This is a genomic window from Pandoraea cepalis (genome assembly GCF_902459665.1).
GTDB classification, from domain to species: domain Bacteria; phylum Pseudomonadota; class Gammaproteobacteria; order Burkholderiales; family Burkholderiaceae; genus Pandoraea; species Pandoraea cepalis.
Window position 1 is genome coordinate 110,631 of the sequence record NZ_CABPSL010000009.1, and the last position, 25,655, is coordinate 136,285.

General features: G+C 63.1%; 21 protein-coding genes and 2 pseudogenes. 9 read left to right on the forward strand and 14 right to left on the reverse strand.

Features of this window, described 5'->3' with window-relative positions:
• The first annotated feature begins 89 nt into the window (after positions 1-89).
• A complete protein-coding gene (locus PCE31106_RS13320) occupies positions 90-722 on the forward strand; it encodes a TetR/AcrR family transcriptional regulator (protein ID WP_150563575.1) in 633 nt (210 codons plus the stop codon).
• 41 nt (positions 723-763) lie between these two features.
• A pseudogene (locus PCE31106_RS24310) lies at positions 764-1,185 on the forward strand (DDE-type integrase/transposase/recombinase); the annotation flags it as partial.
• 70 nt (positions 1,186-1,255) lie between these two features.
• On the opposite strand, the pseudogene PCE31106_RS24635 reads toward PCE31106_RS24310, so the two are convergent.
• The 7 genes and pseudogenes from PCE31106_RS24635 to PCE31106_RS13360 form a co-directional block, all read right to left on the reverse strand.
• Positions 1,256-1,414: pseudogene (locus tag PCE31106_RS24635) on the reverse strand (IS5/IS1182 family transposase); the annotation flags it as partial.
• Positions 1,415-1,513: 99 nt separating this feature from the next.
• Positions 1,514-2,554, reverse strand: a complete 1,041-nt coding sequence (locus PCE31106_RS13335) for an asparaginase (protein WP_017232295.1) — start codon at positions 2,552-2,554, stop codon at positions 1,514-1,516.
• 186 nt (positions 2,555-2,740) lie between these two features.
• Complete coding sequence (locus PCE31106_RS13340; protein ID WP_150563577.1) at positions 2,741-3,679, reverse strand: CysB family HTH-type transcriptional regulator; 939 nt, start codon at positions 3,677-3,679, stop codon at positions 2,741-2,743.
• Positions 3,680-3,934: 255 nt separating this feature from the next.
• The gene (locus tag PCE31106_RS13345) at positions 3,935-5,023 is read right to left on the reverse strand and encodes a sulfate/molybdate ABC transporter ATP-binding protein (protein WP_150563578.1); all 1,089 of its coding nucleotides are present in this window, start codon (positions 5,021-5,023) and stop codon (positions 3,935-3,937) included.
• Between the two features lie 27 nt (positions 5,024-5,050).
• A complete protein-coding gene (gene cysW, locus PCE31106_RS13350) occupies positions 5,051-5,956 on the reverse strand; it encodes a sulfate ABC transporter permease subunit CysW (RefSeq protein ID WP_150563579.1) in 906 nt (301 codons plus the stop codon).
• 20 nt (positions 5,957-5,976) lie between these two features.
• Complete coding sequence (cysT, locus tag PCE31106_RS13355) at positions 5,977-6,777, reverse strand: sulfate ABC transporter permease subunit CysT (RefSeq protein WP_254441038.1); 801 nt, start codon at positions 6,775-6,777, stop codon at positions 5,977-5,979.
• 97 nt (positions 6,778-6,874) lie between these two features.
• Complete coding sequence (locus PCE31106_RS13360) at positions 6,875-7,906, reverse strand: sulfate ABC transporter substrate-binding protein (RefSeq protein ID WP_174975172.1); 1,032 nt, start codon at positions 7,904-7,906, stop codon at positions 6,875-6,877.
• 257 nt (positions 7,907-8,163) lie between these two features.
• On the opposite strand from PCE31106_RS13360, the gene lexA reads away from it, so the two are divergent.
• Both lexA and PCE31106_RS13370 read left to right on the forward strand, forming a co-directional pair.
• On the forward strand, positions 8,164-8,817 hold the full coding sequence (gene lexA / locus PCE31106_RS13365) for a transcriptional repressor LexA (protein WP_017232301.1): 654 nt from the start codon (positions 8,164-8,166) through the stop codon (positions 8,815-8,817).
• A gap of 174 nt (positions 8,818-8,991) precedes the next feature.
• Positions 8,992-9,402, forward strand: coding sequence for a hypothetical protein (locus tag PCE31106_RS13370; RefSeq protein ID WP_150563581.1), 411 nt, complete (start codon positions 8,992-8,994; stop codon positions 9,400-9,402).
• Positions 9,403-9,440: 38 nt separating this feature from the next.
• Here PCE31106_RS13370 and PCE31106_RS13375 read toward each other — a convergent pair whose 3' ends face one another.
• The gene (locus PCE31106_RS13375) at positions 9,441-10,553 is read right to left on the reverse strand and encodes an enoyl-CoA hydratase/isomerase family protein (RefSeq protein WP_150563582.1); all 1,113 of its coding nucleotides are present in this window, start codon (positions 10,551-10,553) and stop codon (positions 9,441-9,443) included.
• A 136-nt stretch (positions 10,554-10,689) separates the two neighbouring features.
• Entirely contained in the window at positions 10,690-12,510 is a 1,821-nt protein-coding gene (typA, locus tag PCE31106_RS13380) for a translational GTPase TypA (RefSeq protein WP_017232304.1), read from the reverse strand.
• Positions 12,511-12,805: 295 nt separating this feature from the next.
• On the opposite strand from typA, the gene PCE31106_RS13385 reads away from it, so the two are divergent.
• The 5 genes from PCE31106_RS13385 (at position 12,806) to PCE31106_RS13405 (ending at position 18,583) form a co-directional block, all read left to right on the forward strand.
• Entirely contained in the window at positions 12,806-13,315 is a 510-nt protein-coding gene (locus PCE31106_RS13385; protein WP_150563583.1) for a MarR family winged helix-turn-helix transcriptional regulator, read from the forward strand.
• Between the two features lie 115 nt (positions 13,316-13,430).
• Positions 13,431-14,948, forward strand: coding sequence for an efflux transporter outer membrane subunit (locus PCE31106_RS13390; protein WP_150563584.1), 1,518 nt, complete (start codon positions 13,431-13,433; stop codon positions 14,946-14,948).
• 73 nt (positions 14,949-15,021) lie between these two features.
• The gene (locus PCE31106_RS13395; RefSeq protein WP_130025737.1) at positions 15,022-16,257 is read left to right on the forward strand and encodes an HlyD family secretion protein; all 1,236 of its coding nucleotides are present in this window, start codon (positions 15,022-15,024) and stop codon (positions 16,255-16,257) included.
• Positions 16,258-16,294: 37 nt separating this feature from the next.
• On the forward strand, positions 16,295-17,845 hold the full coding sequence (locus PCE31106_RS13400; RefSeq protein ID WP_026131667.1) for a DHA2 family efflux MFS transporter permease subunit: 1,551 nt from the start codon (positions 16,295-16,297) through the stop codon (positions 17,843-17,845).
• A 243-nt stretch (positions 17,846-18,088) separates the two neighbouring features.
• Positions 18,089-18,583 carry an acyl-CoA thioesterase gene (locus PCE31106_RS13405; protein ID WP_130025735.1) on the forward strand — a complete coding sequence of 165 codons (495 nt, stop codon included), beginning with the start codon at positions 18,089-18,091 and terminating at the stop codon, positions 18,581-18,583.
• Positions 18,584-18,724: 141 nt separating this feature from the next.
• Here PCE31106_RS13405 and truB read toward each other — a convergent pair whose 3' ends face one another.
• The 5 genes from truB to rimP all read right to left on the reverse strand — a co-directional run bounded on the left by truB (position 18,725) and on the right by rimP (position 25,306).
• On the reverse strand, positions 18,725-19,711 hold the full coding sequence (truB, locus tag PCE31106_RS13410; protein ID WP_150563585.1) for a tRNA pseudouridine(55) synthase TruB: 987 nt from the start codon (positions 19,709-19,711) through the stop codon (positions 18,725-18,727).
• A 117-nt stretch (positions 19,712-19,828) separates the two neighbouring features.
• Positions 19,829-20,263: a 30S ribosome-binding factor RbfA gene (gene rbfA / locus PCE31106_RS13415; protein ID WP_150563586.1), complete on the reverse strand. Its 435-nt coding sequence runs from the start codon at positions 20,261-20,263 to the stop codon at positions 19,829-19,831.
• Positions 20,264-20,346: 83 nt separating this feature from the next.
• Positions 20,347-23,295: a translation initiation factor IF-2 gene (infB, locus tag PCE31106_RS13420; RefSeq protein WP_150563587.1), complete on the reverse strand. Its 2,949-nt coding sequence runs from the start codon at positions 23,293-23,295 to the stop codon at positions 20,347-20,349.
• Between the two features lie 80 nt (positions 23,296-23,375).
• The gene (gene nusA, locus PCE31106_RS13425) at positions 23,376-24,851 is read right to left on the reverse strand and encodes a transcription termination factor NusA (protein ID WP_017231556.1); all 1,476 of its coding nucleotides are present in this window, start codon (positions 24,849-24,851) and stop codon (positions 23,376-23,378) included.
• The gene (gene rimP / locus PCE31106_RS13430; protein ID WP_017231557.1) at positions 24,848-25,306 is read right to left on the reverse strand and encodes a ribosome maturation factor RimP; all 459 of its coding nucleotides are present in this window, start codon (positions 25,304-25,306) and stop codon (positions 24,848-24,850) included. Before rimP ends, nusA begins: the two co-directional genes overlap by 4 nt.
• Positions 25,307-25,655 lie beyond the last annotated feature (349 nt).

The window sequence follows — 25,655 nt, forward strand, 5'->3', positions numbered from 1 at the left end:
AGGGTCCTGGTTAGGGTATGTCCCGATGGGGCCAAGACAATCCGCATGGCGCAAAACGGCGCTAAACACTCACAGGAAGCAGAACACAGATGTCAAAAACTGGAATGCCACGACGGGAAGAATTTCTGGAGGTGGCCTTGAAGCGTTTCTCACGCTATGGATACGTGGCGACATCCACGCGAGAACTCTGCGCCGATCTAGGCATCGTCCCTTCAGCGATCTACAACTACTTCCCGTCGAAAGAGGCCGTTATCCTTGCAATCGAGGACAGAGAGATGTCACAGATGCTCAGTGAACTTGAGGCCATTGATCGAGAGCTTCGTGGGGATGTCAAAGGCCGACTAGTCAGCGTCGTCAAGTATGTAATGGCTCAGGCCATCATTCGCCGAGAGTCGTGGCGATTGATGGCCGAGATGCTCCGGTCGTTGAAGCCCGAAAATCGAACGCGAGTGATTGCTCGGCGCGACGCCGTGGAGAAGATTGTGCGTGGGACGCTTGCCGATGCGGTTCGTGAAAAGTTGATTCCGCCGCAAGACGTCAAGCTCGCGTGCCTGCAACTTTTCAGCATGGCGGAAGGCATGTCAGGTTGGTATCAGGATGCGGGCCAGTACAGCGCAGAGCAGATCTCGTCGCATGCGGCCGAGTTCTTCTTGCGCGCAGTCGGTTGGGATCGCGCCCACACGGAAGTTTGTGGCAAGCAGAAGCGCACGCGTGGCATTTAACGATGTATCTACGATTGGTGTGTGTGCGGTCAGTTGTCCACCGCTTGGTGCGCGAAACGCCGCAGCCGCAGTCGGTGCCGCACTTCATCAACGAAGTGTGGTCGATGGACTTCATGCATGATCAGCGCGTTGACGGGCGCAGCATTCTGGCGCTGAACGTGATTGATGATTTCACCCGCGAGGCGCTGGGCATTGAGGTGGATTTCTCGCTGCCGCCCGAGCGGGTAATTCGCACGCTGAAGCAGCACATCGAATGGCGCGGCAAGCCGAAGGGGATTCGTTGTGACAAGGCCCGGAATACCTGAGTGCGGCCATTGTGAGGTGGACGCAGAAGCAAGGCATAAGGCTGAAATACGTCGAGCCGGGCGTGCCCCAGCATAACGCCTATATCGAACAGTTCAATCGGACCGCTCGATACGAATGGCGCTCGCAAGTTCTGTGGGAAGACCTGGAGCATGTTCGGCAGGCGCATATCTTCGCCAAGGCTCCAATGCACGGCCAAGATATTTCGGCATTTCCCGATTTTCGGACTTCGGGTCCGACGCCCCCCCCTTCGGATAGTACGGCTCAATTGCCGTGAACAATCGCGACCACGGCACAAGCTACTCCATCTCGTCCAGGGAACGCTGACGCCGGGTCATTCGCGTCTTGTCTGCACCGCCCGCTTCCACATCGCCGATTTGTCGCGCCATCGTCGTTGGCCCCCTGCCGTAAACCATCGCGACAACCACTTCGGACACGTCTCTGGCTACCGCTGTGCCAAGACATCAGCGTTTCCTGACGTCTGAACGTCAATACTCGTCAAACAAGCTCTGCATGCGCTCGCGCGGCACGCCCGCCTGCAACGCGAGCATCAGCAAGACACGCGCCTTGAACGGATGCAGGTTGCCTGCACTCACGAAACCATACTGATCGTCGGGTGCCGCGCCGTTGTGCATGACATGTCCGCTGCCCACCCGCGCGGCGCGCACGACTGTCACACCGCGCTGCACCGCTTCGGCCAGCGCCTGTTGCAGCAATGAATGCAGCGAGCCGTTGCCCGTGCCCGCCACCACGATGCCCTGCACGCCGGCTTCCACCAGCGCGTCGACGGCGATCCGCGACACCCCCGCATAACTCGATACCACCTCGACAGCCGGCAACTCTCCCGAAAGCCCAACGAACTCGCTCTCGACGGTGTGGTACTGCAACGCCGCACGTTGATACGCCACGCGCTCGTCCTGCACCCAGCCAAGCACGCCGATTTCCGGCGAGTGAAACGCATCGACCTTGTAGGTACTCGTCTTGATGACGTCGCGCGCGCAATGAATCTGGTTGTTGATGGCGACCATCACGCCGCGCCCGGCCGAAATGGGGTCGGTGGCCACGCGCACGGCGTTGAGCAGGTTGAGCGGGCCGTCAGCCGAGAGCGCCGTCGCGGGCCGCATCGCCGCGGTCAGCACCACCGGCTTGCGACTGTTGACCGTCAGATGCAGGTAGTACGCCGTTTCTTCAAGCGTATCGGTGCCATGGGTAATCACCGCACCGGCCACATCGGGCTGCGAGAGCAACGCATTCACGCGCGCGGCCAGCTTCTGCCAAAGCGCCACGCTCATGTCCTTGCTATCGATCTGCGCGACCTGCTCCGCGTGGATATGCGCAACGCTGCCCAGCGCCGGAACCGCCGCGAGCAAGTCCTGGACACCGAGGGCCCCGGCTTGATAAGCGGCGGTACGCGTGGCGTCGGACGCGCTGCCCGCGATCGTGCCCCCCGTGGCGAGCAACGCAATGCGCGGCAGATCGCCCGATGACACCGTGTAGTGGGGAATCGGGTTGAATGAGGTCGAAGTCATGGCAGTAATTGTATCCAATACTGCCCGGCTTCCCAATCGCTGAAAATATGGAACCCGCCGCGTTGAACGGGATCGCGGCCGGGTCACGGCCGACGGGCAGCGGCGCGCCCGACAACGCGGGACGACACCAGGCAACGCCCGGCGCCGCTTGAGCAGGCCGCCCATGCGGCCCGGCGCGACGACACATCAGGCCGCGAAGTCGAGCGCGTCCCGCAGTTGCGTCGAGATGTCCTGCTCCTTGAGCGCCGGGGCGAGCATTTCGATGAAGCGGTAGGCATACGAGCGCAGGAACGCACCGCGGCGCAAGCCGATGCGCGTCGTGCTCGGCTCGAACGCGTTGTCGAGTTCCAACACCACCAGATCCTGGTCCTTGCGCGGATCGACAGCCATCGCCGCCACGATCCCCACGCCCAATCCCAGCTCGACGTATGTCTTGATCACGTCCGTATCGAGCGCAGTGAGCACGATGTCCGGCACCAGGCCCAGGTCCGCAAACGCCTTGTCCACGTGCGAGCGGCCTGTGAAGTCGCCGTCATAGGTGATGATTGGATAGTCGGCGATCTCCGCCAGCGTGACGCCCGCTCGCCCGACGAGCGGATGAGCCTTCGGCACGACGGCGACGTGATGCCACGAATAGCACGGGAACGTGACAATATCGGGAAAGCGATCGAGCGCCTCGGTCGTGATGCCGATGTCGGCCTCGCCGTCGATCACCATCTGAGCGATCTGACGCGGGCTGCCCTGCCTTAACGCCAGTTGCACCTTTGGGAACACGCTCGTGAATTGCTTGATGACCTGCGGCAGCGCATAGCGCGCCTGCGTGTGGGTCGTCGCCAGCACGAGATGGCCGCTGTCCTGATCCGCGAACTGACGCGCCACACGGCGCAAGTTCTCGGCGTCGAGCAACATGCGCTCGATCAGTTGCAGCACGGCCTTGCCTGGCTCGGTCAGCCCCGTGAGCCGCTTGCCGCGACGCACGAAAACATCCACGCCCAGTTCGTCTTCGAGATCCTTGATCTGCTTGCTCACGCCCGACTGCGACGTGTACAGCGCACTGGCGGCTTCCGTCAGGTTGAGATTCTGCCGAACGGCTTCGCGCACGTAGCGCAATTGCTGAAAATTCATGAGGGGACTCCACCCTGTGGCTTGCCGGTTCATGACGTCTTGTTCATGACGTCTTGTTCGTAAGGTCCTGTACGTGACGTCGTGTTTGCTACGTCGTGTTTGCTACGTCGTGTTTGCTACGTCGTGTTTGCTACGTCGTATTTGCTAGGCCTTGTTCGCTACGTCTTGTCCGGTCGTTGGTTAGATCGTCTGTCAGGTCGTTAGGCGTGGCGCCCCCAGGTCGCGTGGACTAGCGCCGTCGTTTTGCCGTGCGGCTCACGCCGGCGCGGCAAACACCCGCAACTGACGCGGCACCGCCCGCAGCGGCGCACCACTTTGTGCACCGAGCGCCTGCCAGCCCGAGCGAGTCAGTTCCGCCTCCCACATCGCCCCTCCCGGCGCGGCAAGTTCCACGCGCACCGTGCCGCCCAGCGGAATCGCGCGGCGCACGGTCACGTCGATCGCCGGCCCGCCTTCGTGCGCAGGCAGCAGTGCGAGATCGTGTGGACGCACGTATGCCATCACGCGACCGTCCTGCGGCGCAGCGGGCAAATCGTCCTTGTGCACCGTCACGCGAAACGCGCCGGCACCGGCATCGACATCGGCAGTGAAATCTTGCGCGCGCAACTCCCCCGGCAGCCGGTTCACGGCCCCGAGAAACTCATAGACGAACGGGCTGCGCGGCGTGTCGTACACGTCCTGTGGCGCGCCGATCTGTTCGACGCTGCCGCGATTCATCAGCACTATACGGTCGGCCACTTCGAGCGCCTCTTCCTGGTCGTGCGTGACGAAGATCGTGGTGATGTGCAGCTCGTCGTGCAGACGGCGAAGCCAGCTACGCAATTCCTTGCGCACCTTGGCATCGAGCGCCCCGAACGGTTCGTCGAGCAGCAGCACCTTCGGCTCGACGGCCAGCGCACGCGCCAACGCAATGCGCTGACGCTGACCGCCCGAGAGTTCCGCCGGATAGTGATCGGCCAGCCAGTCGAGTTGCACCAGGCCAAGCAGTTCATGCACCTTGGCGCGGATCTGCGCGTCCGCGAGCCGCTCGCGGCGCGACTTCACGCGCAGCCCGAACGCCACATTCTCGAACACGGTCATGTGACGGAAGAGCGCATAGTGCTGAAACACGAAGCCGACCTGACGCTCGCGCGTGCCGACCGTCGCCACGTCCTCGCCGTTGAGCACGACGCGACCGGCGTCGGCGAACTCCAGGCCCGCGACGATACGCAGCAGTGTGGTCTTGCCGCAGCCGGACGGCCCCAGCAGCGCGACCAGTTCGCCCGTCGGGAATTCCAGCGTGACGTCATCGAGCGCCGCAAAATCGCCGAAGCGTTTTGACACCCGTTGTACCTGAATGCTCATGGTCTTGCTCCTCGAATCAATATCGGCTCAGGCCGGCACGACGTCTTCGCGACGCGCTGCCTTGTCCTGCGCCAGCTTGCGCTCAGCCCACAGCTTCAGCGCCAGCGTGGCGAGCGCGAGCATCGCGAGAATCGACGCCGCCGCGAACGCGCCCACCGTGTGGTAGTCGTTGTATTCAATTTCCACGTGCAGCGGCAGCGTGTTCGTCTCGCCGCGAATATGGCCGGAGACGACCGACACGGCACCGAACTCGCCCATCGCCCGGGCATTGCAAAGGATCACGCCATACAGCAGGCCCCATTTGATTTTCGGCAGCGTCACGCGCGTGAATATCTGCCACCCGCTGGCCCCCAGCACGCGCGCCGCCTCCTCCTCTTCGCTGCCCTGCGCCTGCATGAGCGGGATCAATTCGCGCGCGACGAATGGGAACGTGACGAACACCGTCGCGAGTATCAGTCCAGGCAGCGCGAACACGACCTTCAGGTTGTGCGCGTCGAGAAAGTCCCACAGCGGCCCCTGACGACCGAAGATCAGCAGGAACGTGATGCCCGCGATCACCGGCGAGACCGAGAACGGCAAGTCGATGAGCGTCGTCAACACGCTCTTGCCCTTGAAGTCGAAACGCGCAATCGCCCACGACGCCGCCACGCCGAACACCAGGTTGAGCGGCACGGCGATGACGGCGATCAACAGCGTGAGACGAAGGGCCGACAGGGCATCGTCGTTCGTCAACCCATTCCAATACGCGGCGAAGCCTTTGCCAAGCGCGGTGACGAAGACCGACGCGAGCGGCAAGAGCAGAAACAAAGCGAAGAACAACAGCGCCACGGCAATGAGTGCGCCCTTGACGAACGCCGGCTCGTCGGTCGGATTGACCTGGCGGGCCTGGATCGGTTGCAGCAAGGCGCGCGACAGCGCAAGTGAATCGGACATGAGCGAGACGTTCTCTTGAATCAAGCGCCACTGGCGCGTCGGCCCGCATGGCGGCGTTGCAGCCACCATTGCAGGGTATTGATCAGCAGCAGCAACACAAACGAGATCACCAGCATGACCACGGCCAGTGCCGCGGCGCCTGCATAGTCGTACTGCTCGAGCTTGGTGACGATCAGCAGTGACGTGATTTCCGAGACCATCGGAATGTTGCCGGCAATGAAGATGACCGAGCCGTACTCCCCCACCGCGCGCGCAAACGCCAGCGCAAAACCGGTCAGTAGCGCAGGCAGCACCGCGGGGAGAATGACGTGACGCAGTGTCTGCCAACGTGTTGCGCCCAGACACGCGGCGGCCTCTTCCTGTTCGCGTTCAAATTCCTCGAGCACCGGCTGGAGCGTGCGCACAACGAACGGCAATCCGATAAATGTCAGCGCCACGAAGATGCCCAACGGCGTAAACGCGATCTTGAGATCGAGCAGCGCGAACCAGCGTCCGATCCAGCCGTTCGGCGCGTAGATCGAGGCCAGCACGATCCCCGCGACCGACGTCGGCAAGGCAAATGGCAGGTCGATCAGCGCATCGACGAAACGCTTGCCGGGGAATGAGTAGCGCACGAGCACCCACGCCAGCACGACACCGAACACGGCGTTGAGCATGGCCGCCGCGAGCGACAGGCCGAACGTGAGGCGGTATGAGGCCAACACGCGCGGCGAACTCACGGCGGCGATAAAGCTCGTCCAATCGAGCGAGCTGGCCTTGATGAAAACCATCAGCAGCGGCACCAACACCACGAGGCTCAGATAGCCGACGGTGTAGCCCATCGTCAGGCCAAATCCTGGCAAGGCACTCGGCTTGCGCCAGAGCGGAAACAGTACGGTACTCACGCTTGCATCCCTTTGTCTTCTCGGGCCCTGGGGGTCACTTCTTCGTGTAGATCTGGTCGAAGATGCCACCGTCGGCAAAATGCTTGGCCTGCGTTTTCGTCCACCCACCCAGATCGGCGTCGACTGTGTAGAGCTTGAGCTTCGGATACTGCGCGGCATACTTCCTGGCGATGTCCGGCGAGCGTGGACGATAGAAGTGCTTCGCGGCGATCTCCTGCCCTTGCGGCGAATACAGCCATTGCAGATAGGCTTCAGCGGCTTTGCGGGTTCCGTGCCTGTCGACGTTCTTGTCGACCACGGCGACCGGCGGCTCCGTGAGAATCGACGACGACGGCACGACGATGTCGAACTTGTCCGGACCGAGATCCTTCACCGAGAGCAGCGCCTCGTTTTCCCAGGCGATCAGTACGTCGCCGATGCCGCGCTCGACGAAGGTCGTGGTGGCGCCTCGCGCGCCGGAATCGAGTACCCCCACGTTGCGGTAGAGCGCCGCGACAAAGGCCTGGGCGGTCTGCTCGTTGCCGCCTGGCTGCTTTAGCGCGTAAAGCCATGCAGCGAGGTAATTCCAGCGGGCGCCGGCCGACGTCTTCGGGTTCGGCGTGACCACGCTGATGCCCGGCCTGGTGAGGTCGTTCCAGTCCTTGATGTGTTTGGGGTTGCCCTTGCGCACGAGCAACACGATGGTCGACGTGTACGGCGTGGCGTTATCGGGCAGACGCTTCTGCCAATCTTTGTTCACGAGTCCGGCCTGCGCCAGTTCGTCGATGTCGGCGGAGATGCCGAGCGTCACGACGTCGGCCGGTGCGCCGTCGAGTACCGTACGGGCCTGCTTGCCCGAGCCGCCATGCGAGGCCTTGAGGGTCACCGTGTCGCCCGTGGTCTGCTTGTAGTGCGCCTCGAATGCCTTGTTGTAGTCGGCATATAGCTCGCGCGTCGGGTCATACGACACGTTGAGCAGCGAAAAACTCGCGGCGCGCGCCTGAAGCGACATGCCGGCAGTCAGTGCCAGCCCTCCCAGTGCGATTGCCAGCGCCCTGGCTTTTCCCCCCCGTATCACTTGGCCCATGACTTGCGCTCCCTCGTGTTTTTTCGTGTGTAGGAGGCCAGTCTATGGGGACAGCTAAATACTTAAAAATAATATTTATACGATTGTTTATATCAAATCATGGATTAGCCCGCTCATACCGACGCCGGTTTGATCCTGCGGGGGTCCCACGACGCGGGCGTGGGACAGACACATCCTGCAGGCGACGAAGTTTTCCCTTGCGTTTTTACAAACACTGTACAAAAATACAGCCACCTGTGCTTCCATACAGTGATGCCATGATCAAACTTACTGCTCGTCAACAGCAGGTCTACGAACTGGTCCGACAAGCGATCGAGCGCACCGGCTTTCCGCCGACGCGCGCCGAAATCGCCGCCGAACTCGGCTTCTCTTCCGCCAACGCCGCGGAGGAGCACCTGCGGGCGCTGGCGCGCAAAGGGGTGATCGAACTGGCCGCAGGCCAATCGCGCGGCATCCGCCTCAAGCGGCTCGACGAAGCGGGCGGCATGCATCAGTTCACCTTGCCGCATATGGGCCTGATGCAACTGTCGCTGCCGCTCGTCGGGCGCGTTGCCGCAGGTAGCCCGATCCTGGCGCAGGAACATATCGAACGCAACTTTCAGTGCGACCCGAACATGTTCGCGCGCCAGCCCGATTACCTGCTGAAGGTGCGCGGTATGTCCATGCGAGACGCGGGCATTCTCGACGGCGATCTGTTGGCGGTACAAAAAGCCGCCGACGCGCGCGAGGGCCAGATTGTCGTGGCACGCATTGGCGACGATGTGACCGTCAAACGTTTTCACCGTGTACCCGGCGGCGTCGAGTTGATCGCCGAAAACCCCGACTTCGAGAACATCGATGTCAATGAAGGCAGCGGTGACTTTGCGCTGGAAGGAATTGCGGTCGGCCTGATCCGCAACAACGACCTCTAGACGCAAACCTGGGTACTGCGCCGCGTCTCGATCACGCAGCAGCCCACTCACTGAAGTTTCGCATTTCCGACTGCGCCGGGCTGGGTCCGGCGCCCGTGCCCTGCTGCGCCCGCGATTTGTGAAGGTCGTGGCAGGACGCGCCCCTCAGACCCACATTGGAGGAAGGATCGCATCATGGCTCGACTCTTTGGTTTGCTGCGTACGTCTTTTGGTCAACCGCGCGTCCGCGTGCCGTCGCAGGCGCGTCTGTCTGCGGTGTACGGGCTGTCGGCCCTGTCCGGCCCGTTTGCCGCCGCCCCGGCCATCGCACGCTCGTACACCGTGCCTGCGCGCTCGCGCTCCACGGCCCTGCCCCGTACACTCGCCGCTGCCATGGCGTCGGCCTCGCGTCGCGCGTGCCCTACCGGAAAAGCGGTCAAGACGTCGCGCAGCGTGCGAGACGTTCAGCAACGCGACACACAAGGTGAGCACGAGGTGCGCGTGTATCGCGACATGTCGCACATCGTGATGGTCGGCAGCATCGCCGACATCTGCCGCAAACTCGATCTGGCCGTTGGCGATCAGTTCTGTCAGGCTGCGGTATAAGCCCTCGGGCCACCGCGACCCTCCATGGCGCGACGGACTTATCGCCCGAGTTCGCGCAGTGGATGGTCCGCGCCATGCCGATCGCCATCGAAGAATCGCGCGATGTCGGCGGGCGTGACCGCTTCGATGCTGCCGTGCTGCCAGCGCGGCACATGATCCTTGTCGACGACCATCGCGCGAATGCCTTCAACGCCCTCCGCCCCGGTACGGCCGTCGAGATTGAAGACACAGCGCATCATCAGCCACTCCTCGCGCAACTCGTCGGCGAGTGACAGCTTGCATGCGCGGCGCACCTGTTCCAGCGTGACGCAAACCATCAGCGGCGAGCGCTTGGCGCGCAACAGATCTTCCGTCTCCTGCGCCCAGCCGGAGAACTCGCAGCGGGCTTCCCGCTTGAGCGACGACAGGATGGCCGGCAGATCCGGCAGGCCGAAGTGATGGTCGATCACGTCGCGCAGCGGCGCAAGCTTGCCCGGGGCCAGTCCGGCAGGCGGCACGCTTTGCCGGGCGAACGCGCGCGCCGCGTCGAGTACCGCATCACTGTCCGGCCAATCGCCGCTCGCCAGCCGTTCACAGAGCACCGGTAATTCGGTACGCGGTACCACCGCGTCGGCCAGACCGATTTCGCATGCGTCAACGGCACCGAACACCACGCCCGTCGTGCCAAGGTACTCGCCAAGATGACCGGCAAGATTCGCGAGAAAGCGTCCGCCGCCCACATCGGGAAACAGTCCGATGGCCGTCTCGGGCATTGCCATGCGCGTGGCTTCCGTGACCAGTCGCAACGCCGCCCCCTGCGAGATGCCCATGCCGCCGCCCATCACCACGCCGTCCATCAGCGCGATATAGGGCTTCGGGTAGGTGGCGATCGTGTAGTTCAGCGTGTACTCGTCCGTGAAGAAATCCATGATGTCGGTGCGCCCCGCGCTCACCGCCTCGTGGAAATAGCGAATGTCGCCGCCCGCGCACAAACCCTTCTCCCCCTCGCCCCGCAGGACGACGGCGAGCACGCGCGGATCGTCGCGCCATGCATCGAGGGCCGAGGCCATCGCACGAATCATGTCGTGCGAGAGCGCATTGAGCGCCTTCGGGCGGGTCAGGGTGATAAAGCCGATGCGGCCGCGGATGTCGGTACTCACAAAGTCGGTCATGTCTGGCGATGGCTTCAGTGACGTCAACGAAAGGGATAGCAAAAAAGCCGGTGCGAGGCACCGGCTTTCTTTCCAACAGACTGGCATCGGCGCGTAGCAGAAGTTTCTCCGCTACGCCACGACACCCTCGCCGGCTTTACTTCTCTTCACGCGATGCGCGCTTGCGCTCGTGTTCCTTGAGGTAGCGCTTGCGCAGGCGAATCGTCTGCGGCGTGACTTCGACCAGTTCGTCGTCGTCGATGAATTCCACGGCGTACTCGAGGCTCATCGAGATCGGCGGCACCAGGCGCACGGCTTCGTCGGTGCCCGACGCGCGCACGTTCGTGAGCTGCTTCCCCTTGATCGGGTTGACCACGAGGTCGTTGTCACGGCTATGGATACCGATGATCATGCCTTCGTACAGGGCGTCACCCGGCGACACGAACATGCGGCCGCGATCTTGCAGCTTCCACAACGCGTAGGCCACGGCAGCGCCGTCGTCCTGCGAGATCAGAACGCCATTGCGACGCTCGCCCAGCGTGCCATCCTTGAGCGGTGCGTAAGCATCGAAAATGTGACTCATCAGGCCCGTGCCGCGGGTCATCGACAGGAAGTCGCCCTGGAAGCCGATCAAGCCACGCGCCGGAATGCGGTATTCAAGACGCGTACGGCCGCGACCGTCCGACACCATGTCCAGCATTTCGCCCTTGCGGCGGCCGATTTCTTCCATGACCGCGCCCTGGTGATCGTCTTCCAGGTCGATGGTCAGCATTTCGTACGGCTCATGCTTCACGCCGTCGATTTCCTTGAGCACCACGCGCGGACGCGACACGGCCAGTTCGTAGCCTTCGCGACGCATGTTCTCGATGAGAATCGTCAGGTGCAGTTCGCCACGGCCGGACACTTCGAAGACGGAATCTTCGGCGGTGTCTTTCACGCGCAGCGCTACGTTGTGATTGAGTTCCTTGTGCAGACGGTCGCGAATTTGACGGCTCGTCACGAACTTGCCTTCACGGCCGGCCAGCGGCGACGTGTTCACGCAGAAGTTCATCGTCAGCGTCGGCTCGTCTACCGTCAGCAGCGGCAAGGCTTCCGGCGTGTCGACGTCGCAAATCGTTGCGCCGATACCCACGTCTTCAATCCCGTTGATCAGCACGATGTCGCCGGCTTCCGCGCCGTCCGACATCACACGCTCCAGACCGCGGAACGTCAACACCTGATTGATCTTGCGCTTGAGGACTTCACCTTCCGGACCAAAGCGCATCACCACTTGCTGACCCGGCTTGATGCGACCGCGCGTAATACGGCCGATACCGATACGGCCAACGAACGTCGAGTAGTCGAGCGAGCTGATCTGCAGTTGCAGCGGGGCGTCGACATCGGCTTCCCGGACCGGCACGTGTTCGAGAATCGCGTCGAACAGCGGGCGCATCGTGCCTTCGCGCACATCGGAGTCGAGGCTCGCGAAACCATTCAGGGCCGACGCGTAGACAACCGGGAAGTCGAGCTGCTCGTCGGTGGCACCCAGCTTGTCCATCAGGTCGAACGTCTGGTTGATCACCCAATCCGGACGCGCGCCCGGACGGTCGATCTTGTTGACCACGACGATAGGCTTCAGACCGAGGCCGAGGGCCTTGCGGGTCACGAAGCGCGTTTGCGGCATCGGGCCTTCGACGGCGTCGACGAGCAACAGCACGCTGTCGACCATCGAAAGCACACGCTCCACTTCACCGCCGAAGTCCGCGTGTCCCGGCGTGTCGACGATGTTGATGTGCGTGCCTTCGTATTCGACGGCGCAGTTTTTGGCGAGGATCGTGATGCCGCGCTCTTTTTCAATGTCGTTCGAGTCCATCACGCGTTCAGCGACTTGCTGGTTTTCGCGGAAGGTGCCCGACTGGCGCAGCAGTTGGTCGACGAGCGTGGTTTTGCCGTGGTCGACGTGCGCGATGATGGCGATATTACGGAGAGCGCGGGTCATGAAGAGGTGCTCGAAAAAAGCCTTTGGAGAATCCGCGATTCTACCACTTGCGCGTGTCTTGCGTCATGGTCTTTCTGCAATGCAGCAACGGCCCCTGCGCGGGAACGTCGACGGCGTCGCATTCACCGAGATGCCACTCCCCTGCCATACCCCGTCGCCCCCCCGCCACACATCCATTTAGAACGTTAGCTCCAATTTTGGCCGAAATATTTGCCTAGTCAACTATTGCATGGCCTTGAAATTTATTAAGTAACCGCTATAATCGTGACAAGTCAACTATTGCAGCAGCACGAAAATGATCGATCCGTCCGCTTCCACTTCCGATGCCGCGCCGACGTCGCCGCCGGATGCCCCCCAGAGCGATCCTCCGCGCTGCGCCTACGACATCGACAACTCCCTGGGATATCTTGTCGCCCGCGTGCGCCAGTTGATCCTGGCCGAGCTGACCAACGAAACGTCGCAATACGGCTTGACGAGCACCCAGGCGACCATGCTTTACAAGGTGGCCACGGGCAAGAGCAAGACGGCGGCCGATCTGGCTCGCGACTACTGCATCGATGCGAGTGCGGTGACGCGTCTTCTCGACCGGCTTGAAGCGCAAGGCTTGCTCGTGCGCGAGCGCAGCAAGATGGATCGCCGCACGGTGAACCTGAGTGCGACCGAAGCCGGATACGCCATGGCCGACCGGATGCCGGACATCTTCGTGCGTGCCGCCGATCATCTGATGCGCGGGTTCTCCGTAGAGGAAGTGGGTTTCCTGAAGAGCCTGCTGCGCCGCGTGATCGCCAACGGCGAAACCGGATGACAACGACGCCCCCCAGCCCTCCAAAAAAGCATGTCGAGTCCACTATTCCTGGTACTCGCCATCACCCGGTTTCCGATTATTGTCGGTGCCTAACGTCACTCGTAAAGGCTTTGCGATGAAAGTGGCCTCACCGTTCCTCCCGCATCTGCGGGCCCGCTCCATCATTTCCGCCGTCTGCCTGGCGGCGGTGACACTGGGGTTTGCCGGTTGCGCGAATTTTGCCGGCATCCACAGCGACAAGCAGATAAGTACCCCCGATCAGTATCAGACCCAGCGCAGCCTGCCCGCCGAGGGCGGCCAGTGGCCGGGCACGGATTGGGCACAGCGGTTCGGCGATCCGCAACTCGTCTCGCTGATCGACGAAGCGCTCGCCGGCAACCCCGATCTGGCCATGGCGGTCGCTCGTCTGAAGGGTGCGCAGGCGCAGACCGAAGGCGCCGCGGCCGCGCTGCTTCCGGCAGTCAATGCCTCGGGCAGCATCTATCGCGAGAAATTCACCGAAAACACGATCTACCCGCCGGGCTATGGTGGCACGTGGTTCACGCAGGGCGACTTGACGGCCTCGTTGTCGTGGGAACTCGACCTGTGGGGCAAGAACCGCTCGGCACGGGCACAAGCCACGTCGGCCGAACGCGCCGAAGAAGCCGAAGACCAGGAAGTGCGACTCGCGCTGGCCACCGCCGTGGCGCGTTCGTATAACCAGCTCGCCCAGCAATATGCACAGCATGACGTGCTCGATCGCATCGGCAAGCAACGCCAACGCCTCGGGCAACTGACGTCAGACCGTGTGCGGGCCGGTCTCGACACGCAAGTCGAGCAGAAGCAGGCCGAGAGCAACACCGCCGACATTCAGACGCAAATCGCCCAACTCGACGGTCAGATCCTGCTCACCCGCCATCAACTTGGCGTGTTGCTCGGCAAGGGGCCGGATCGCGGTCTGGCCATTGCGCGTCCGACGCTCGCGCAACTGGCGACACCCGCCCTGCCCGACAACCTGCCGCTCACGCTGCTCGGCCGTCGCCCCGATATCGTCTCGGCCCGCTGGGGCGTGGAAGCGCAGCTCAAGGGGATCGACGTCGCGAAGGCTCGCTTCTATCCGGACGTGAACCTGAACGCCGCCTTTGGCTTTTCCACCTTCGGACTGGGCAAGCTGATCGATCCGACCAGCCAGAACATCCAGTACGGTCCGGTCATTTCGCTGCCGATCTTCGATGGCGGGCGCCTGCGCGCCAACTTGAAGGGGCAGTACGCGGCCTATGAAAGCGCGGTGGCGAACTACGATTCGACGCTGAACAAGGCGCTCGGCGACATCGCGGATCGCATGTCGTCGATCCGCTCGGCGGACAAGCAAATGGTCTCGCAACGTGTGGCGCAAGACGCCGCGCAACGCGCCTACGACCTGGCCATCGACCGTTACAAGGCCGGTCTCACGCCGCAGTTGACCGTGCTCGCCGCCGAGTCGTCGCTGCTGGCGCAGGAACAGGCGCGCGTGAATATCGAAAGTGCGCGCCGCGACCAGCAGATCGGCTTGATCAAGGCGCTCGGCGGTGGCTTCGACGCCCAGGCGGCGGGTCTCGTCGTGGGGCAGGAACGCCCCGCCAAGGCCGAAGGCGACGCGGTGCAGACGCACTGAGCGGCCGCCGCACATCACACAGAACAGACAAGACAACGTCAAAGCACATTAAGAGATTAGTACGGAGCGAATGATGAGCGAGAACCAACAACAAACGCCTGCCCAGCCGGCTCAGGCCAATGGCAAGCGCCGCCGCATGATGCTGACGCTAACGGCCGTGATCGCGATCGCGGCCATCGCCTACGGCGCCTATTACGGGCTGTATGCGCGCTTCTATGAAGACACCGACGACGCTTATGTCGCGGGCAATGTGGTGCAGATCACCCCGCAGGTGCCAGGGACCGTGACCGGCGTGAAGGTCGACGACACGCAAATGGTCAAGGCCGGCCAGCCGCTGGTCACGCTCGACCCGACCGATGCCCGCGTCGCCCTGCTGCAAGCCGAGGCCAATCTGGCGCAAACCGTGCGTCAGGTGCGCACGTACTTCGTGAACAACGACGCCTATGCCGCCACCGTGGCCATGCGCGAATCCGAATTGGCCAAGACGCAGGCCGACGTGAAGCGCCGTGAAATGGCGATTGCGACGGGTGCCGTGTCGCGCGAAGAACTCGCCCACGCCCAGGACGCCGTGAAGACCGCACAGGCGTCACTCGAGCAAGCCCGGGCGCAGTGGGTGTCGAACCGGGCACTGACGGACAAGACGTCGGTGACCACCCATCCGAACGTGCAGCAGGCCGCCGCCAAGGTACGCGCCGCGTATCTTGACTACGCCCGCACGTCGATCCCGGCGCCGGTCGACGGCTACGTGGCCAAGCGTTCCGTGCAGGTGGGTCAGCGCGTGGCGACGGGCGCGCCGCTCATGGCGCTGGTGCCGCTCAATCAAGTCTGGGTCGATGCCAACTTCAAGGAAGTGCAGATCGCGCATATGCGCGTCGGTCAACCGGTGACGCTCACGGCAGACGTGTACGGTTCGTCGGTGGAATACAAGGGCACCGTGGCGGGCTTCTCGGCAGGCACGGGCAGCGCGTTCTCGCTGCTGCCGGCTCAAAACGCGACAGGCAACTGGATCAAGGTCGTGCAGCGTTTGCCGGTGCGTATCGCACTCGACCCGAAGCAGTTGCAGCAACATCCGCTGCGTGTCGGCCTGTCGATGCAGGTCAAGGTGGACGTGCGCAATACGGACGGCAAGGAACTGGGTGAAGCGCCGGCGCTGCCGGTGTATGCCACCGATGTGTACGACAAGGTGGGTCATGACGCCGACGACATCGTCGCCAAGATCATCACCGAAAACGCCGGTGCCGCGGCTGCCTCAGGCGCAAACGGCGCCAGCGACACGCGCAACCAGCCGGCTCGCGCACGCCCCCTGTAAAGCGGAGGGGGGTGGCCCCCACCCCCTTTGACATCTCATGGCAACTCAAAACGCTCCTGGCCCCCTGACGGGGAGCCAGTTGGTATTCGGCACGATCGCGTTGTCGCTCGCCACGTTCATGAACGTGCTCGACACCTCGATTGCCAACGTATCGATTCCCGCCATCTCCGGCGACCTTGGCGTCTCGTCGAGTCAGGGGACGTGGGTGATTACGTCGTTCGCCGTGGCCAACGCCATCTCGGTGCCACTCACGGGCTGGCTGACCGAGCGCTTCGGCGCGGTGCGGCTGTTCATTTCGTCGATCCTGCTGTTCGTGCTGGCATCGTGGCTGTGCGGCATGGCGCCCACGCTCGAATTCCTGCTGGCGGCCCGTGTGTTGCAAGGTGCGGTGGCCGGTCCGATGATCCCGCTCTCGCAATCGCTGCTGCTCTCCAGCTATCCGAGCGCGAAGAGTTCGATGGCGCTCGCGCTATGGGGCATGACGACGCTGGTCGCCCCCGTGATGGGCCCGATTCTCGGCGGCTGGATCTCGGACAACTACCATTGGCCCTGGATCTTCTATATCAACATCCCGGTCGGCATTGGCGCCGCTTACGCCACCTGGCTGATCTATGCCAAGCGTGAAACGCCCACGCAACGCAAGCCAATCGATACCGTCGGGCTGGCCTTGCTCGTGTTGTGGGTCGGGTCGCTGCAAGTGATGCTGGACAAAGGCAAGGAACTCGACTGGTTCAATTCGTCGACGATTGTCGTGCTGGCGCTGGTGGCGTTGGTGTCGTTCTGTTTCTTCGTCATCTGGGAAATTACCGAGGAACATCCGGTGGTCGATCTGACACTCTTCAAGCGGATCAACTTTACCGGTGGCGTGGTGGCGATCTCGGTGGGTTACGGCCTGTTCTTCGGGAACCTGGTGATTCTGCCGCAGTGGCTGCAGATCCATCTCGGCTATACCGCGACGGAGGCCGGCCTGGTGCTGGCACCGGTGGGCCTGTTCGCCATCCTGCTCTCGCCAGTGATCGGTAAAACGCTGCCCAAGCTTGATGCCCGTTGGGTCGTGACCGTCTCGTTCCTGCTGTTCGCGCTGGTGTTCCTCATGCGTTCGCACTTCAATACGCTCGTCGATACGCGCACGCTGATGATTCCGACGTTCCTGCAGGGCGTGCCGATGTCGATGTTCTTCATCCCGCTCACTGCGATCATCCTGTCAGGGTTGCCGCCGAGTCGCATTCCGGCGGCGGCGGGGCTGTCCAACTTCGTGCGGATCACGTGCGGTGCGGTGGGCACGTCGATTGCGACGACCATGTGGGAGAACCGGATCACGCTGCACCATGCGCAGTTGACGGAGCATTTGACGCCCTACAACCCGACGTACAACGCGTCGGTGCAGACCCTGAATCAACTCGGCATGAGCACACCCCAGGCCAACGGTTACATCGACCGGCTGGTCACGCAGCAATCGGCGATGCTCGGCGCGAACGATATTTTCTGGATCTCGGCGCTGCTGTTCGTGCTGATGATCTCGATGGTATGGATCACGCGGCCGATGAAGGGGGGCGGCGGTGCCGACGCCGCGGCCGGTGCGCATTGAAGCGAAGTCTTCCCCAGTGTCTGGCCCTGCCCTGTGCAGCCGGACACCTCTCGAACCCCGCTGACGTTAGCGGGGTTTTTTTTGGCCACGCCGACGATGCGCGCAACGCATAATAGTGAGGTTGATTCGCGACGCGCGTCGGCAACGACCACGCAATCCAAGTATGATGGCGCACTCCCCGACGCGATACCGGAATACCGCACGACGCTCGGGAATGTCACGTCCCCAGCCAAAACCAACATCATGACGACCCCGCAGAACCCGAACGAACGCTCAGAAGTCACTTTCCGCTTTCTGGCCGAGCCGGCCGCCGTCAATTTCGGCGGCAAGGTGCATGGGGGCTCGCTGATGAAATGGATCGACGAAGTGGCCTATGCCTGCGCAGCCACCTGGTCGGGTCGCTATTGCGTGACGGTCAGTGTCGGCAACATCCGCTTCCGCCGTCCGATTCTGGTGGGCAATCTGGTGGAACTGCGTGCGCGTATCGTGGCCACCGGGCGCACCAGCATGCACATCCATGTCTCGGTGCACGCAGGCGACCCCAAGTGGGGCGAGCTGCGTCAGACGACCGATTGCCTGATGGTGTTCGTCGCCGTCGATGAGAGCAATCACCCGGTCGGCATTCCGTCGTTCGAACCGAAAACGGACGAGCAGAAAGCGCTGGCCAAGTACGCGATGGACGTCAAGGCAGCGCTGGACGCCATCGTGGAACTCAAGCCGGAGAACGTCGCCCACTGATGTCGACGGCGGTCGCTCGACCGCTGAATGGCGCGAGGGGCGCCCCTCGGGAACCGACGAGGCGCGCGAGCATGCGCCTCATCGCAACATCGGCTGGCCGCGACTGAACGGCGCCGACTGCGCTTGCTGCGATGACGTCGCTTACTGGGTCTTCAACAGCCGTTGCGGTGTGAGCAGCGCCTCGCCATCGAGTCGCGCAACGCCGAGCAACCGCACGGCGGCGTCGCCATCGGCTTCGGCATACACCTTCACCTCGATCGCCCCGGACGCCCCGGCGCACGCGCGCAGCGCCTGAGGACAGCGCGCCTCGTCCAGACGCAGACGTTGTCCGTGGCTGAAGCGCCTGGCGAGCGTTTCGTCGAGCCAGATCGTCGGCAGCGTCTTGAGCAACGCATCGACCGGTGCCAGCCTCTGCACACGTTGCGCGTGATCGAGCGCCCCCAAATCTTCCAGCGTCACCGCGCCGTCGAGCGTGAGCGGACCGACGGCCGTGCGGCGCAGCGCGCGCAAATGCGCGCCGCAGCCCAGCGCCTCACCGATATCTTCGGCCAACGTCCGCACGTACGTGCCTTTGCTGCAAGTCACGCGAAACGAGAACTCGGCGACGGCCGGCAACGCGCACGCTGTCATCTCCAACGCGTGAATCGTGACCGCGCGCGCTTCGCGCTCGAGGGTCTGCCCCGCGCGCGCATATTCGTACAACGGCTTGCCGTCTCGCTTGAGCGCCGAATACATCGGCGGGACCTGCGAGATCGGCCCCGTGAAGCGGGGCAGCACTGCGCGAATCGCCGCTTCGTCCACCGTCACAGGGCGCGTTTGCAACACCTCGCCCTCGGCGTCGCCGGTGGTCGTGGTCTCGCCAAGCCGCACCAGCGCTTCATAGGTCTTGTCGGCTTCGAGCAAGTCCTGCGAGAACTTCGTCGCCTCGCCGAAGCAAAGCGGCAACAGACCGGTCGCCAACGGATCGAGCGTGCCGGTATGCCCCGCCTTCAACGCCTGCAGCAATCGCTTGGCCCGGATCAACGCGTCGTTGGACGACAGGCCCAGTGGCTTGTCCAGAAGCAACACGCCATCGAGCGCGAAACGGGGAAGTTTTTGGCGGGGTGCCTGCGAACGCGGGTCCGTCATGATGCGCAGAGTGCTTGAGAGAGTCTTGTGGGATTCAAACCCTGGCACTCATCGAAAGTGCAAAGGTCGTGCCATACCGCCGGGCCGGCCCATTGGGGCGCCCGGCAGGGGGCATCGTCAATCGACGGACTTGCCGTCGTCTTCCTTGTCGCTGGGCGCGTCTTCGTCGACGACGCCGTTGCTCGCTTCGTCCCTCGCTCGCGTCGCGTTAGCCGTATCGATCAGTCGCGACATTTCGATCGCACGTTCGATCGACTGGTCGAAGTGGAAATGCAACGTCGGCACCGTGTGGATGTGCAACCGCTTGAACAGCAGATTGCGCAGGTAGCCCGCGGCCTCGTTGAGCGCCTCGCCGGTCGCCTTCGGCTCACCGGTCAGCGTCGTGAAAAATACCTTTGCATGCGCATAGTCGGGCGTCACTTCCACGCTTTGCAGCGTCACCAGACCAATACGCGGGTCCTTCACTTCGCGCTGTATCAACTCCGACAGATCGCGCTGGATCTGATCGTTGATGCGAAGGTTTCGACCCGGAACGCCACGTTTCTTTGCCATAACATACTCGCTAGTAATGCAATGGCCCACGCCACCGGTTTCCCGGCCTGGTGGGCCATTCCACATTCATTGTGCAAATCGCGTTACAGCGAGCGCGCAACTTCCGTGATTTCGAACGCTTCCAGTTGGTCGCCTTCCGTGATGTCGTTGAAGTTCTTCACCGACAGACCGCACTCGAAGCCGGACTTGACTTCCTTCACGTCATCCTTGAAGCGCTTGAGCGAATCCAGCTCGCCCGTGAAGATGACGACGTTGTCGCGCAACACACGCACATGCGACGAACGCTTGACGAAGCCGTCCAGGACCATACAGCCGGCCACCGTACCGATCTTCGGCACACGGAACGTCTGACGCACTTCGACCGTACCGGTGATCTCTTCCTTCTTCTCCGGCGACAGCATGCCCGACATCGCCGCCTTCACTTCATCCACAGCATCATAGATGATGTTGTAGTAGCGAATGTCGATACCGTTCGACTCGGCCAGCTTGCGTGCCAGCGCATCGGCGCGCGTGTTGAAGCCGATGATGACCGCCTTCGACGCCGTCGCCAGGTTGACGTCGCTTTCGCTGATGCCACCCACGGCAGCGTGCACGATCTGCACACGCACTTCCGGCGTCGAGAGCTTGTTGAGCGACTGCGCCAACGCTTCCTGCGAACCCTGCACGTCGGCCTTGATGATCAGCGGCAGCGACTTGACTTCGCCTTCGGCCATCTGCTCGAAAATGTTCTCGAGCTTCGCGGCCTGCTGCTTGGCCAACTTCACGTCGCGGAACTTGCCCTGACGGAACAGCGCGATTTCACGCGCCTTGCGTTCGTCCTGGACCACGAGCACTTCTTCACCCGCGCCCGGCACTTCCGACAGACCCTGAATTTCCACCGGGATCGACGGACCCGCTTCCTTCGCGTTCTTGCCGGTTTCGTCCAGCATCGCACGCACACGGCCGTAGGCCTGACCGGCCAGCACCATGTCGCCGCGACGCAGCGTGCCCGACTGCACCAGAATCGTCGCCACCGGACCCTTACCCTTGTCCAGCTTCGCTTCGATCACGATACCCTTGGCCGCGGCTTCCGCCGGCGCCTTCAGCTCCAGCACTTCGGCCTGCAGCAGCACGTTCTCGAGCAGATCGTCGATGCCCGCCCCCGTCTTCGCCGACACCGGCACGAACGGCGATTCGCCGCCGTATTCTTCCGGCACCACGCCCTCGGCCACGAGTTCCTGCTTCACGCGGTCCAGGTTCGCATCCGGCTTGTCGATCTTGTTGATCGCCACCACGATCGGCACACCGGCGGCCTTGGCGTGCGCAATGGCTTCCTTCGTCTGCGGCATCACGCCATCGTCCGCCGCGACCACGAGAATCACGATGTCCGTGGCCTGCGCACCGCGAGCCCGCATGGCCGTAAAGGCTTCGTGACCCGGCGTGTCGAGGAACGTCACCGTACCGCGCGGCGTATCGACGTGATACGCACCGATGTGCTGCGTAATACCGCCGGCTTCGCCCGCCGCCACCTTGGCGCGACGGATGTAGTCCAGCAGCGAGGTCTTGCCGTGGTCGACGTGACCCATCACCGTCACCACCGGCGGACGCGGCAGCGCTTCGCCTTCCGTCGCATCGTTGCCCAGCGCCAGCAGCGTTTCCGGATCGTCCAGCTTTGCGGCGATCGCGCGGTGGCCAAGCTCCTCCACCACGATCATGGCCGTTTCCTGATCGAGCACCTGGTTGATGGTCACCATCTGGCCCATCTTCATCATCAGCTTGATGACTTCCGACGCCTTCACCGACATCCGGTGCGCCAGATCGCCCACGCTGATCGTTTCCGGGACGTGAACATCACGCACGACCGGCTCGGTCGGGGCCTGGAACGACGAACGATCATCCTGCGAATGACGGTCGCCACGACGGCCGCCACGGCCACCGCCACGCCAACCATCCGAACCACCGCTCGTGTCGCCGCGCGTCTTCATGCCGCCACGCTTGTTGCGGTTATCAGCATCCTTCTGCCAGGCGCCCGGCTTCTTGTCCTTCTTGTCGGCGGCACCCGCCGTCGTCGAGGCCGGGGCGGCTGCCGCCGGCTTCTTGTCCGCCGGCTTGGCCGACGCGGCACCTTCCGGCTTGGCCGGCTTGTGCAGGGTACCCTTCGCTTCCGGCTTGGCTGCAGCCGCCGGCGCGGCAGGTGCCGGCTCCGGCGCCTTGAGCACGCGACGCGGCGCGTTCAGCATTTCGCGAATTGCACGCGCTTCGGCTTCTGCCGCCGCACGGCGCTTGCGAATCGCTTCCTCTTCGGCACGGGCCTTGTCGGCCGCCGCGCTCGCCTTCTCGGCGGCCGCGCGCGCTTCCTCGCTGGCCTTGCGGGCCTGCTCGCGCTCGGCTTCGGCCTTGGCCGCTGCCGCCTTCTCGGCTTGCTCGGCCTTTTCGGCGTCGGCCTTGGACACCTTCTCGGCTTCGACGTCGACCTGGGCCTCCGCCTTCGCTTCGGCCTTCGCCTTCTGTTCGTCGGCCGCCTTGGCCGCCGCGGCGCGCTCCGCTTCCTCGCGCGCACGGCGCTCGGCAGCTTCCTTCTCTTCGCGCTCGCGACGCTCGGCTTCCTCGCGCTCCAGTTGTTCCTGGCGCAGCTTGAGCTCAGCCGCTTCCGCCGCCAGACGCTCCGCTTCGCGACGCGCGTCTTCTTCACGCTGGCGCAGAGCTTCGTCTTCGGCGGCAGCCGCCGCGCTCTCCGCGCCTTCCGCGACGTCGTCACGCTTGACGAAGGTGCGCTTCTTGCGCACTTCCACCTGAATCGTGCGCGCCTTACCGGTCGCGTCGGCTTGCTTGATTTCCGAGGTCTGGCGACGCGTCAGAGTAATCTTCTTTTTGTCGCCGTCGCCGGCGCCGTGCGAACGGCGCAGGTGCTCCAGCAGACGGGCCTTGTCGGCTTCCGTCAGGGAATCGTCGGCGCTGAGTTTTTCCACGCCGGCGGCTTTGAGTTGCTCCAGCAACACGCCGGCCGGCATTTTGAGTTCTGCAGCAAATTGGGCTACGTTGATGCTCGCCATTCAAACCTCTTCAAGCAAGGCCAGGCGCCTTGCGGTTAACTTCAAAGTTCACTGTTCCATATACATGCCAGGGCAGGTCATCATTGGAACCAGTGCTCTCGCGCTTTCATGATCAGGGCTTTCGCGGCTTCCTCGTCGACGCCGGTCATCTCGGTCAGTTCGTCGACGGCCAGCTCGGCCAGATCATCGCGCGTCTGAATTTCGTGCTCGGCCAGTTGGGCCAGCAACTCAGGCGACATACCGTCGAGGCTCTTGAGATCGAGCGCAACGCCCTCGACTTTCTCCTCGGTGGCAATCGCCTGTGTCAGCAGGGCGTCGCGCGCACGATTGCGCAGTTCATGCACCGTGTCCTCGTCGAACGCTTCGATCTCGAGCATTTCGTTCAAAGGCACGTAGGCGATCTCTTCCAGGCTCGAGAAACCTTCCTCGATCAGAATGTCCGCCATTTCTTCGTCCACATCGAGACGCTGCATGAACAGCGAGCGCAACGTGCCACGCTCCTCGTTCTGCTTCTCGGCCGACTCGTCCGGCGTCATGATGTTGATCTGCCAACCGGTCAGATCCGATGCGAGTCGCACGTTCTGACCGCTGCGACCGATCGCCACCGCCAGTTCGTTCTCGTCGACGACGACGTCCATGCTGTGCTTTTCTTCGTCCACGACGATCGACTGCACCGACGCCGGCGCAAGCGCGCCGATCACGAATTGCGCGGGGTCTTCCGACCACAGCACGATGTCGACGTTCTCGCCGCCAAGCTCGTTACGCACCGCCTGCACGCGCGTGCCGCGAATGCCCACGCAGGTGCCGATCGGATCGATACGCTTGTCATACGCCACCACGGCGATCTTGGCGCGCACACCCGGATCGCGAGCGGCCGACTTGATCTCCAGCAGACCCTGCTCGATTTCCGGCACTTCCATGCCGAACAGTTCGATCAGGAATTCCGGCGCCGTGCGCGAGAGCTCGATCTGCGGGCCGCGCGCCGTGCGGTCGACCTTCGCGATGTACGCGCGGACACGGTCGCCGATACGCAGATTTTCCTTCGGGATCAGTTGATCGCGACGCAGCAGCGCTTCGACACGGCCCGACTCGACGACCAGGTTGCCCTTGTCGAGACGCTTGACGGCACCGGTCATGATCTTCTCGCCGCGATCCAGGAAGTCCGTGAGGATCTGTTCGCGCTCGGCATCGCGGATGCGCTGCAGAATCACCTGCTTGGCCGCCTGCGCACCGATACGACCGAATTCGACCGACTCCACGGGTTCTTCCACGAACTCGCCGATCTCGATGGAGGGGTCGTCTTCCTTGGCTTCGAACTCCAGAACCTGCTTGTCCGGCTCTTGCAGGCCCGCCTCGTCCGGCACCACGACCCAGCGACGGAAGCTCTCGTGCTCCCCCGACTCGCGGTCGATATGTACGCGAATGTCGACGTCCTCGGCATAGCGCTTCTTGGTGGCCGAGGCCAATGCTGCTTCAAGCGCGGCGAACACGACGTCCTTGTCGACGTTCTTTTCGCGCGCGAGCGCATCGACCAACAGCAATACTTCGCGACTCATCGTTTGCGACTCCTAAAATCAATCTGCGGCACTAGGCGCGCACGGTCAATATCCGCGAGGGTGAAGTCGAGCAGCGCCGGGCCGCCCTTGCCTTCGAACTCCAGGCTCAAGTTCTCACCTTGCGGCGCCTGCAGGATGCCGCGAAACTGCTTGCGACCTTCCAGCGGCACACGCAACGTAAGACTCACTTCCGCACCGGCAAAACGCTCGAAGTCACGCAGCTTGCGCAGCGGACGATCCAGCCCCGGTGACGACACTTCGAGTCGGTCGTAATTGACGTTCTCGACCATCAGGACATGCGAGAGCTGACGGCTCACCGTCTCGCAGTCATCGATCGCGATGCCTTCCGGCTTGTCGATGTACACGCGCAGCAAACCGCCGCCGGCGCGTTCAATATCGACCAGCTCGTAACCCAGGCCTTCGACCGTGGTCTCGATCAGTTCTGGCAATTGCAACTTTGCTCACCCTAGAAAAACTCGCGCGCATTAGCAGCGCCCGACAGGTCTGCGCGCCCCGCATGGGGCGCCGCACGATACCGGCCCTCGATCGTCCGGGCCGGCGTACCCGTGTCGGCACACCCACTCCCGAACGCGGCGGCATCGGCCGCGCGCAAAACGCTCGCGGCAAAAAAAAATGGGCGAAACGCCCATTTCTTACAGCCTCATTGCGCATGAGGTGCGTGCCGCAACAGGAGTTGCTGCACGCGGACCAGCTTATTCATTGATTTTATATGATTTTGGGCCGATTTGCAACGCTTGGCACCCCCAAAACCCGTCGGACAGGCGCCCTTGCCGCGTTGCCGCA